The sequence below is a fragment of the Citrobacter sp. Cpo100 genome (assembly GCF_030332595.1).
Lineage (GTDB): Bacteria > Pseudomonadota > Gammaproteobacteria > Enterobacterales > Enterobacteriaceae > Citrobacter > Citrobacter portucalensis.
On the sequence record NZ_JAOWHM010000034.1, the window covers coordinates 184609 to 196906 of the forward strand.

The 12298-nt window shown below is 55.1% G+C and carries 2 protein-coding genes; both read right to left on the minus strand.

Annotated elements, in window-relative coordinates:
- Positions 1-4: 4 nt before the first annotated feature.
- A complete protein-coding gene (locus tag OGX96_RS12375) occupies positions 5-11215 on the minus strand; it encodes a BapA/Bap/LapF family large adhesin (RefSeq protein WP_286583183.1) in 11211 nt (3736 codons plus the stop codon).
- 583 nt (positions 11216-11798) lie between these two features.
- Positions 11799-12281 carry an SsrA-binding protein SmpB gene (smpB, locus tag OGX96_RS12380; RefSeq protein WP_003031211.1) on the minus strand — a complete coding sequence of 161 codons (483 nt, stop codon included), beginning with the start codon at positions 12279-12281 and terminating at the stop codon, positions 11799-11801.
- Between the last annotated feature and the right edge of the window lie 17 nt (positions 12282-12298).

The window sequence follows — 12298 nt, forward strand, 5'->3', positions numbered from 1 at the left end:
AACGTCAGGGCACGATGTGATTTTGTTGCACCAGCTCATCGAGCGTGGTGTGTACGTTCTCCAGCGTTATGAGATTGGTTGAGTGATATGTGTTGCCCGTACCGTCGCGGTCGATGGCAATCACCGTGTTGTTACCGCTGGTGGTTACGGTGAGGTAGTTGCCGAGCGTAGCGTTCTGCCCGTTCCAGCCCACCAGCAGGTCGCCGATATCGATTTTGTCACCCTGGGCCAGTGAGAAGTTGGTCCAGGTGTCGGTAGCACCATTGCTAATGTTGCCGCCGGTAGCGTCGTTGGCGTTGAGCAGGTGATAAATCAGCGTATCGCCGTAGGCGCTGCCAGTCAGGCGATCGGCATCGACGGTACTCACCACTTGCGGATTCATATTGATGGTCAGCGTAGCGGTATCGGTATGGCCATTCTGGTCGTTAAGGGTGTAGGTAAATGTCTCTTTGGTGACGATGGTGGAGAGCGAGACATCGCTGTTGAGGGCATAGGTGTAATGACCATCAATGCCAATGGTCAGTTTGCCGTACAACCCGTTAATGATGGCGCTGGTCGTGCTACTCAGCGGATCAAGCGTGACGGTACTGCCGCCCGTGCCGTTCACCGTCAGCAAGGTATGCACGCTGGCAATATGGTCTCCGTCATAAATATTGCCGGTGACGCTGTTCGCTGTGGAAGTCTCGAAGTTTTGCAGGTCGATTATCGTACCTTTCACGCTGGGGGTGATGGTGATATTCCCCAGGCCCAGCCCCCCGACGCTTCCGGTATAGTCGAGGCGATAGTTGCCGGGGTGCAGTACGATCCCGCTCAAGGCTATATCGATATTGCCACCAACCAGCAATCCGCCATTGAAAGAGTTACCGGCAATCTTGATGTTGTTGCTGTCATACAGCGCCCAGGTGACGGTCAGCCCGCCCAGCGTCAGACCTGACGCGACGTTAAAATGCAGTATGGCGTTTTGCACCGCCGTTCCCGTAGCGATTTCAATGACGCCAGTACCACTTTTTGAGGTGGGTGAAAGGAGTTGGGCACTCCAGCTGGCGTTCCCGACGCTGTCGTCGGTAAACGACCGGGAAGTATCCGCCTGGGTACTAACCGCCATCGTGCTGCTGACGTCATTTACTGCATCCAGCGCCTGTGGGGTTGGTTTGATATTCAGCGATGCACTGCCGGTATCGCCGTTTGGCGCTTTGACCTTATACACGAAGCTGTCCGGCGTATTGATACCGTCTGCGCCCAGTCCGCTTCTCAGCGTGTAGGTATAGTTCCCTTTCGCATCAATAGTCAGCGTGCCGTACTGCCCGTTAATGGTGGTAGTGCCCGTTCCGTTTACGGTGACACCGTTAACTTCGGTGATAACGGTATTGGCCGGAGCCGAGTCGTTGACCAGCAGGTTTCCATTGGTTGTCGCACTCAGGCTGTCGACGGCGTAGGTATGATCGGCCTGGATATTCAGGGTATAGCTGGTCAGCAGCGTCAGACCGCCGGAGGCGTTAAGCAGGAACAGATAGTCACCGCCAGGCAGGGTGATGGTGTAATCCGTTGAGCTACCTCCTAGCAGCGCTGTGACCCAGTTGGGCTTCACGCGGAACTGCTCATACTGCTGAATGGACTCGTTGAAGCGATAAACATAGAGATCAAAACCGCCAACCGTGACGCCGAGAACGTTGGCCTTGACGGTCAGCGTGCGGGTTGCGCCATCATCCACATTAAATTTGATCGGATTGGTTAAACCGTTAACCAGACTGACATCCAGCACATTACCCAGTCCGACGTTGGCGAGGGTGAAGCCGGTTTGCTGTGATGTGCCATGATCAACCGCGATGACCTGCGTCCCGTAAGTCAGCGCAGCCACATCGTCTGCCGCGGTTACCGTACTGGTGGTGGGCGCCTGACCGAGCGTTACCACCAGTTTTGCCGAGGAGTGATCGCTGCCATGCGTCAGCGTGTAGGTGAAACTTTCGGAACGGCCATACACCGAGATTGACGTATTGGTCAGGGTATAGGTGTAACTACCGTTCTGATTGATATGCAGGATGCCGTATTTCCCCTGCACATCAATGCCACCCACCGGGATGTTCACGACGTTGCCGTTACCGTCGGTGATGGCGGTGACCAGCGTGCCGGAAGGGGCATTATCCTGCCCGTTGGCGGGATCGGTATCGGTGATGATATTGCCAGACTCGGTAGTACCGCCGGTGATGGTTCCTGCGCTGGCTTTTACCACTGAGACATCAAGGCTGGTGTATGCCCCGGTCGCCAGCAGGTTGGTGTTGTAGCTGACCACGCGGTAATCACCGCCAGTCAGTCCGCTGTAATTGAGCGTTACGCCTGAGGCGCCCAGAGTGAGGAGGCTGGCAAAGTCTGGTTTTCCGGTATCCACCACCGTCACCCAGGCATTCAGCGCGGTGTCAAAGCGCTGGATGACGACTTCAAGTGTGTTTAACAGCGACAGCACTACGCCGGTCGCTGCGGCATTGATTGTAATGGATCCGCTGCCACCAGAAGCGATGCTGAAATTCACGCTTGCCGTATCGTTCCCCAGCACGTTGGCGACATTTCCCAGCGCATTGACCAACAGGAAACCATAATCGCTTTGATGCTCGGTGCTGACGGTGACATCGGTTTGTAGCGGCAGGCTGGTGACATTGTCTTCAGCCAGCAGCGGCAATACTGGTGCGAGAGCGTTAGTCGGCGATGAGGTATTTCCCGCCGCATCGGTCGCCGTGGCGGACAGCGACTGCCCTTCAATCTGGCGAACCGGCAGGTTGACGCTGTAGACACCGCTGCTGTTGGCGATTGCCGTCACGCTGGTGCCGCCGGGCAGAGAAATGGTGACCGTGCTTCCCGCTTCGGCGACGCCGCTGACGGTACCGCCATCGGCGCTGATCAGGAGCGTTGGCGCGGTCGGTGGCGTGGTGTCCACGATCACGCTGAACGAACCGGACAACCCACTTGCGCCGTTGGCGTTGGTTGCCGTGGCGGTAAACGCATGGTTACCTTCGCTGAGTGCACCGGATGGGGTAAAGCTCCAGATCCCGTTACCGTCTGCGGTCGTGAAGCCCATTAGCACGCCGTTGTTGTACAGATTGATGACGGCGTTAGCTTGCGCCGTTCCGCTGAGCGTTGGCAGGGTGTCATTGGTGGTTTTACCGGGAGCGACGGGTCCCATGATAGTGCCGACGTCATCGAGCACGCTGGCAATAACAGGCGCAGGTGGTACGCCGGTAAACGGTGCCAGCACGTTACCCGCCGTACCGATGTTGCCTGCGGCATCCTGTGCGCTGACCATCAGAGTTTGCCCACTGATTTGCGGTGGGTTCAGAGTGAAGGTGAAATTACCGGAGGCGTTGGCGGTTGCCGTGCCGAGCACCGTTCCGCCGCTGGAGGTAATAATGACCGTGCTGTTTGGCTCGGCAACGCCGGTGAGCGCGGTGCCGTTGGCGTTTACCGCCAGCCCGGTTGGGATACCCGGGGCAACGGTATCGACCACGATCGCTGCCGCAGACGATATGCCACTGGTATTACCCGCACTGTCCGTTGCAGTGATGGTAAACGAGTGGGTACCTTGTGCCAGCGCGGTAGTCGGGGTGTAGCTCCAGTTGCCGCTGCCATCCGCCGTTACGCTGGTGACAAAGCTGCCGTTATCATAAATATCAACTCGCGCGTAGGCTTCCGTGATGCCGTTTAACGTTGGGCGCGCGTCGTTGGTCGGCTGATTGCTGCCAATCGGCCCGGTGTTTGGCCCAATATCATCAATAATGCTGCTGATTGAAGGCTGCGTCGGCGCCGTGGTGTCAACCACCACGCTAAAGCCTGCCGTCGCGCCGCTGGTGTTGCCCGCCGCATCAGTGGCGGTGACTGTGAAGGTGTGCGATCCATTAGCCAGCGGTGTGGTTGGGGTAAACGACCAACTGTTATTGCTTTGCACCAGCGCGGTACCCAACAGGGTGCTTCCGTCATAGATGCTGATGGTGCTGCCTGCCTCGGCGGTGCCGTTCAGCGTCGGGCGTGCATCGTTGGTCAGCTGTCCGTTGCTGAGCGCTGCATTGAACACGCCGCCTGCGATATCATCCACCACAGAGACCAGCAGCGGGATGGATGGTGCAATGGTGTCGACATTAATCGTAAACCCACCTGAGACAGGACTCACGTTCCCGGCGGCGTCGGTGGCGATGGCGGTAAACACATGCTGACCGTTGCCAAGTGTGGTGGTCAGATATTCCCAGGTGCCGTCTATCGCCGCAGTCACCGTTGCCAGCAGCGTGCCATTATCGTAGATGGCTACCCGGGCACCGGCTTCCGCTGAACCGCTGAGTACGGGACGGGTGTCGTTGGTGAAGGTTCCGTTCGATAGCGTTCCGGTTCCCGGCTGCACGTCATCAAACGCCTGGATAATCGTTGGCGCAAGCGGGGCGACGGTATCAACAACGATGTTAAATCCCGCAGACGTCGGGCTGACGTTTCCAGCCGCGTCGGTGGCTGTTACCGTCAGCGCGTGGTTACCGTTGCTAAGTGGGGTTCCCGGTGTGAAGGTCCAGGCGCCCGTACCATCTACAGGAGCAGATCCGATCAGCGCTCCGTTATCGTAAATTTTCACCATGGAATTGGCTTCTGCCGTACCGCTAAGCGTCGGAAGTGGATCGTTCGTGGCCTGACCGTTGTTCAGATTTCCAATCAGTGGGCCGACATCATCCGCAACCTGAGTAATCACTGGTGCTGTCGGTGCCAGAGTATCGACGGTGAAGGTAAAGCCACCAGAAGGCAGGCTGGTATTGCCTGCGCTATCTGTAGCCGTGACGGTCAGAGTATGCTGGCCGTTACCCAATGCCGCAGAGGGCGTAAAACTCCAGCTTCCGCCTGCGCCGACGATGGTGGTGCCAATCGGCTGACCATCGCTCAGCACGGTAATAGTTGCGCCAATTTCACCGGTACCGCTAAGCGCCGGGCGACTTTCGTTGCTGATTTGCCCATTGGAGATAGGCCCGGTTGTCGGCGCGGTATTGTCCTGCACCGAACTGATGACCGGTATTGACGGGGCAATAGAGTCCAGCTCAATAGTAAACGATGATGATACTCCGCCTGTGTTTCCCGCCTGATCTGTGGCAACGACGGTGAAATTATGTTGCCCCTGTCCCAGCGGAGCATCCGGAGTGAAGCTCCAGTTACCTGACTCGTCCACCTGAGTTGTACCTATTTCAGCGCCGTTATCACGGATCGTGATGATGGCGCCAATCTCGCCTTTGCCGTTCAGGGTAGGCTGCGCATCGTTTGTAAGCTGTCCGTTGGTCAGCGCGGTATTGCCGGGTTGATCGTCAATTACTGAGGTAATGCTCGGTGCGGCTGGCGCCAGCGTGTCGACGACGACCACAAATGGTGGCGTTGTCGGGCTAATGTTACCCGCGTTATCTGTAACGCTGGCAGTCAGCGAGTGGCTTCCTTCTCCGAGAGCAGGGGCAGGCGTAAAGCTCCAGTTGCCATTTTCGTCGCTGGTGGTTGTGCCGATTACCGTGCCATTATCGCGGATGGTAACAACCGAATCCGCCTCGGTAACGCCAGCAAGCGTTGGGGTATTATCATTGGTCAACTGCCCGGAGGTCAGGGGCTGGATCGTACCAACGTTGTCCGTGACCGTCACAATAGATGGCGCATTCGGTACCAGGGTATCGACAATGATCCGGAAATCACTGGATGGATCTCCCTGGTTGCCAGCGGCGTCCGTTGCGCGGGCGGTAAAGAGATGATCTCCTTCTCCCAGCGGTGCTGTCGGGGTAAAGCTCCAGAATCCGTTACTGTTTACGGTCGTTGTGGCATAAGCGACACCGTTATCGTAGAGGGTAATGGTTGCCCCGGGTTCGCCAGTTCCGTTGAGCGTCGGACGTGAATCATTTGTAATTTGCCCTTTATCCAACGATCCAGTGCCGGGGGCGACATCATCGATAATGCTGGTGATAGTCGGTGCTTGCGGTGCCGTAGTGTCGATGGTGATAGCGTAGTTGGGCGATAAACCGCTGGTGATGCCGCCTACAGTTTGTGACACCGTGAAGTTATAGGTTGTGCCGTTAGTCAGCGGGGTGGGTAACTGATAACTCCATGCGCCAGAGACGGCATCGGCGGTTACCGTGATGGGGGGCGTTCCGCCATCTATATAAATTTTAACAGTCGCCCCGGCAGTGGCCGTCCCTTGCAGCAGCGGTAAGGTGTCGTTGGTGGTTTTACCGTTGCCAATCACCCCCATGATGGGCGCAATGTCATCAACGATCTCAAGCGTTGGGGGATGCGGAACGCTGGAGGTAGCAGCGTTAAACGTTGTCGGGTCGCTTTGATTTCCGGCGGTATCCTGAGCGATGGCGTTGAGCGCCTGGCCGGCTGTTTGTGCCGGTGAAATTGTGACAGAGAAATTACCTGAACCGTCTGCCACCCCCTGGCCGAGAATGGTGCTACCGCTGCGAATGATGACGGTACTGCCTGCATCGGCGGTGCCGCTAACCAGCGTCCCGTTAGTGTCTACATTGGTAACCGTTGGTGTTGCAGGTGGCAGGGTATCGACAAACAACGTCAGCGGGTTATCTGCTGCCAGTGAGTTACCTGCGTTATCTACGGCGCCGAAAGTCAGTGTGTGAGTGACGTTGGGCGTGAGGGGAACATCCACACTCCAGATGCCGTTTGCGGCAACGGTAGCCGTCGCAATGGCGATGGGATTGTTGCCATCGTAAATTAACACCGTACTGCCCGGTGTGCCGGTCCCGCTAATGGTTGGCGTTGTATCGTCCGTGACGCTGCCGCTGGTTAGCGAACCGGTAAAGACGCCAACGTTATCCTGGATATCCGTTACCTGCGGCAGTGTCAGCTTCGTGCTGTTAACCGTAAACGAAATGCTGTTTGAATTGTTGCTGACGTTACCTGCGGGGTCTGTTGCGGTAGCGCTTAATGTGTAGTTCCCGTTTGCTAGTGCAGTCCCGGGAGTAATACTCCAGGTGCCGCCAGCCACCGTTGCAGTACCGATCACCGTACCGCCGTTATACAGAGTGATGATGTCCCCATCGATACCTGTACCGCGAATGGTTGGCGTGGTGTCATCGGTCACGGCGTTGGGCGCAAGGTCGCCCATGACATCGCCGACATTATCGTTGGCGGCGATAATCACCGGCGGCGCAGACGGCGTCGTGTCGATGTTCAGTGTGATGGCATTCGACGGCTGGCTGACGTTGCCCGCAGGATCGGTTGCGGTGAGGGTTACCTGGTAAGTACCTGGAGTAACCGGTGCTGGCGGAGTAAAGCTCCAGGTTCCGTCTGCACCTACTGTTGTCGTTCCCTGCAAAGGGGGAGTGCCGTTCAGATAAACGGTAATCAAATCTCCGACGTTCCCCGTGCCGCTAAAGGTTGGCGTAGTATCGTTGGTGTTGCCGTTAGTGACCACACCTGTTACTGGAGCCACATCGTCGGTAATGATTGGCGCGGCTGGTTGTGCGGGAGGTGTGTTGTCTACCGTCAAGGTAAAGCTGGCCGATGGGATCCCCGTGTTGCCTGCAACGTCAGTCGCTGTAGCGGTGAACTTATGCGGCCCGTCGGTGAGTGAGGTTGGGGTAAATGTCCAGGTGCCGTCTGGCTGTACGGTGACGGTACCAATGGAACCGCCATTATCATAAATCGTAATCTTCGCGCCGGGCTCGCCGGTTCCGGAGAGTTCGGGATTCAAGCTCTTGGTACTGCTGCCGTTACTCAGCGTTTGTAGATTTGTGCCAATCAGACCTTCTGCGGAGCTGATAACCGGGGCTGCTGGTGGGGTGGTATCAATCGTTAGCGTAAAGGTCCCGGCATTGCTGGCGTTGCCTGCAACGTCCGTGGCAATAGCGGATAAATTGTGTGTGCCTTCACTGAGCGGTTGGTCGAGTTGAATACTCCAGGTGCCTCCGGGCAAAACAGTCGTGCTTCCAATTGGCGTAGCTCCATCATAAAGAGTGATCTTAGAACCGTCTGTTCCGGTTCCTTTCAGCTCTGGCAAGGTATCGTTTGAACGGCTTCCGGTAGGCAGATCGATCGGTGCATTCCCAACGTCGTCGGTAGCAGCCAAAATGACAGGAGCGCCTGGCGGTTGGGTATCTACGGTAACGTTGACCACTGTGGGTGAGGTGATGACATTACCGGCGGCATCAGTTGCCGATACCGTAAACTGATGGGTGCGATCACTGAGCACCTGATTCCCCGGAACGGTATAACTCCAGGTACCCGAGCTGTCGACAAGAATAACCGTCAATAACTGAATGCCATCGTACAGGTTTACCAGTGAACCTGGCTCACCGGTACCCGAGATGGTTGGCGTATTGTCGTTGGTGACCCAACCGTTATTTGCAACGCTGCCCGTAATGCTGCCAACGTCATCGTTAACCAACGTTATCACTGGAACAGTTGGCGCAATTGTATCGACAATGATTTTCCAGCTTGCCGCGCTACTGGTGTTATTCGCGGCGTCTGTGGCGGTCACCGTGAAGATGTGAGCACCCTCGCTCAGCGCCGAGGCTGGCGTATAGTTCCAGTTACCGTTGATATCTGCGACAACGGTCGTCAGCAGGGTGCCGTTATCGTAAATTTTGACCTGAGAACCTGCTTCGGCGGTGCCTTCCAGTTTAGGTTTGCTGTCGTTAGTGACGTCGCCGTTATTGAGAGGGCCCTGGTACATGGGCTGGTCATCCGTCACGGCGGTGATGATGGGCGTTCCAGGGGCGGTAATATCCGGAGCCACCGCGGAAGTTGGCTGACTCTCGTTATTGCTGCTGTCCGTTGCGGTAACTTTTACCGTTTCGCCGTTCATTTTCGAAGGCGTAATCGACACCGTGAAGTTGCCGCCGCTGTCTGCCTGGCCTGTGCCGATCTGATTACCATTGCTGTCTTTTACGGTGACGGTGCTTCCCGCTTCAGCATGTCCGCTTACAGAACCACCGTCCCCGGCGACGGTGACGCCGGTTGGCGCGTCAGGCGCCGTGGTATCCGGGGCGGTAATCGCGCTGTTGCCGCTGGTATTGCCAGCAGCATCCGTCGCGTTGGCGACAAGATGTTCTCCGTTGGTCTGCGGCGGAACCAGCGTGGCGGTGAATTCTCCGTTCGAACCAGCGGTTGCTGTTCCAATTATCGCGCCACCAGGATCCAGAATATGTACCGTACTGTTGGGTTCCGCCATGCCGGTAACCTGATCGCCTGTAGGATTAATCACCAGATTAGCTGGCGGCAGCGGGGCCGTGATGTCTGGCGCGAGCGCGGTTTCCGGTAGGCTTGGGTTCCCGGCAGGATCGGTGGCGATAGCGGTAATGGTTTCACCATTGGTCTGAGGCGGGTTAATGGTGATGGTAAATGAGCCATCCGTTCCGGCGACGCCGCTGCCGATCTGAAGACCGTTATTATTATTGATGGTCACGGTACTTCCTGGTTCGGCTGTACCGGTGACGACAGAGCCGTCGGCAGATACGTTCAGATCGTCCGGCGCTGACGGTGGCTGAGTATCGATAGTGATATTGAATGCCGCTGACGTTCCTCCCGTGCCCAGGTGGTTGGTTGCTGTGGTGGTGAAGGAGTATGAGTCGTCCTGCAAGTTGGTGTTGGAGGTCCAGGTCCAGTTGCCGCTGGAATCGGCAAGCACGCTTACAACAAGCGCGCCGTTGTTATAAATGTTAACCGTGCTGTTGGCGTCTGCGGTACCCGAGATCGTAGGCGTTGGGTCGTTGGTGGCCTGATTATTGTTCAATGGTCCAGTTGAGGGGGTAACATCATCCACAATGCTGATGATAACAGGCACGCCCGGGTAGCCAGAGTTGGTGGCATTGAAGGACGTGTCTGGCCCGACGTTGCCTGCCTGGTCCTGAATCTTCGCGATCAGTGCTTCACCGTGCGTCTGTGACGGTGAAATCGCGATGACGAAATTGCCGGTTTGATCAACGGTAGTTGAACCCAAAACCTGATTATTACTACCGATGATAATGACCTGGCTTCCCACCTCTGCACTACCGGTTACCTCGGTGCCTTGCAGGTTTACGGAGGAAATGACCGCGCCTTCAGGCGGGGTAGTATCGACGGTGAATGTCGGTACACTCGTTTCCGTACTCACGTTACCCGCATCGTCAGTTTGCGTCAGCGTCAGATTGTGAACACCGTCGCTAAGCGGCGTGTCAGGTGTAAACGTCCAGTTACCATTGTCATCCACCTGAACCATGCCAATCAGAATGCCATTATCAGAAATGCTGATGTAAGAGCCCGCTTCACCAGTGCCTGTGAGGGTTGGCGTGGCATCGTCGGTTACACCGTTATTACCTATCAAGCCTTTAATGGAACCTGAATCGTCAGTTACTTCTGTGACCACAGGGGCATCGGGGGCAAGCGTATCGACAATAATCTCCCAACTGTCCGACATGTCGCTGCTGCCCGTACCGTCTGATGCACTGACGGTAAACTTGTGGGTACCGTCTGCGAGTGGAGAGGATGGCGTAAACGACCAGTTGCCGTTGGCATCGATAGTGACCTGGCCTATTTCGACGCCGTTATCAAAAATATGCAATGTGGCATTTGCGGGGCCGGTGCCCTGAAGAGTGGGCGTATTGTCGTTGGTGGATTCCAGCTGATTAACAGGGCCAGTAATCAGCTCCTGGTTATCAATTACGCTGGTGATAACGGGTACGTCAGGCATGTTAGGGGTTGTTGTTGGCGGTGAACCACCATCCCCATTACCACCGTTGCCATCACCGTTGCCATTTCCGCCATTTCCGTTACCGGCGTTATTATCACTCCCGCCGCCACCACCGCCGCCACCTCCACCACCCGCCGCGAGGCCAATTCCGCCTGCGACCGCGATCCCACCAAGAACCCACGGCCAGACGGCGCCGCCTTCATGGCTTCCCTCGGCAGTCATTAGCGGAGTGAGATCGTCCAGATGCTGGAAATGGAATGCCCCATCAGTATCCTGAACCCACCACAGCGCGCCATTACTGTCTTCCAGAACAAGCTGGTTTTGCGCATCACCTTTTCCGACATAGAAGTTCTTAATGGTGATGGTTTCACCTGAGCGGAGTGTGACAACCAGATCCTGATTCACGCGAGTCAGTTGACTTACCTCCTCACGTGACACCGACAGTTTCACGATAGAAGGCGAACTGAGCGTAACTTCAGAGGATTCAACATTTGTGGAAACGCCAGTTAATTTTGATACAACGGCGAGTAGACGCATATGTTCACTCCTGATGGCATGTCGGGAGTATTAATCCGCAACAGCGCGCTGGGAAAATGAGCAGACAGGGGCCCCGTTCACCATAAAGATGAATTTACACATGTAATTACATTGATTAGGTCATGCAGAGGTTCATTTACTTATCAAATACGTTCGGGCCCTGTTAGCTGAATAGTTCTTTCGTATTAGATGATATAGTCAGAAAGAATGTATTCTGCAACTTATCCATATTAAAAATATATTTTGCTAATTGAAAAGTATACTTTCCGGTGTGTATTTAATGATTTATTTTTAGTTAACTTATTGTATTTAAAGGTTTTGCATTTTAATTGAAATGAGAAGTGATATAATAAACAACAGTAATAATAGTGTTATTAAATAAGTTTGAATATAGGTGGCATGGTCTTGAAGTTTTATTTTATTAGACTATGGGGCGCTACGGTAATGCCAGGGGAGTTTATTTCATACCTGAACGATTCAGCACAAATAAACCATAAACCTGATGAATGTATTGGGTGGGTTTCAATAACTAAAAAATAAGAACCAGTCTCAGGATGAGAGACTGGTCATAGGAGAATAGCGTTTAGCGTCCAGCATTTTTCATAATACGCGCTTTATCTAACTGCCATTCGCGTTCTTTCACATCGGAGCGCTTGTCGTGCTGTTTCTTACCTTTCGCGACGCCAATTTTCACTTTGCACCAGGCATTTTTCCAGTACAGTGAAAGCGCAACAACGGTATAACCGTCACGATTCATTCGACCATACAGGGAGTCGAGCTCACGTTGGTTTAACAACAGCTTACGGGTACGGGTGGGATCACATACCACATGCGTTGAGGCAACAGCCATTGGCGTGAAGTTGGCGCCAAACAGGAACGCTTCGCCGTCTTTAAGGATGACGTAGCTGTCGCCGATGTTCGCTTTACCCGCCCGCAGGGATTTGACTTCCCAACCTTGCAGAGCGAGTCCTGCTTCGAACTCTTCTTCAATAAAGTATTCGTGTCGTGCGCGCTTGTTAAGCGCGATTGTGGCTGAGCCAGGTTTGTGTGCTTTTTTCTTCGTCATAATGCCGCTCAGTATAG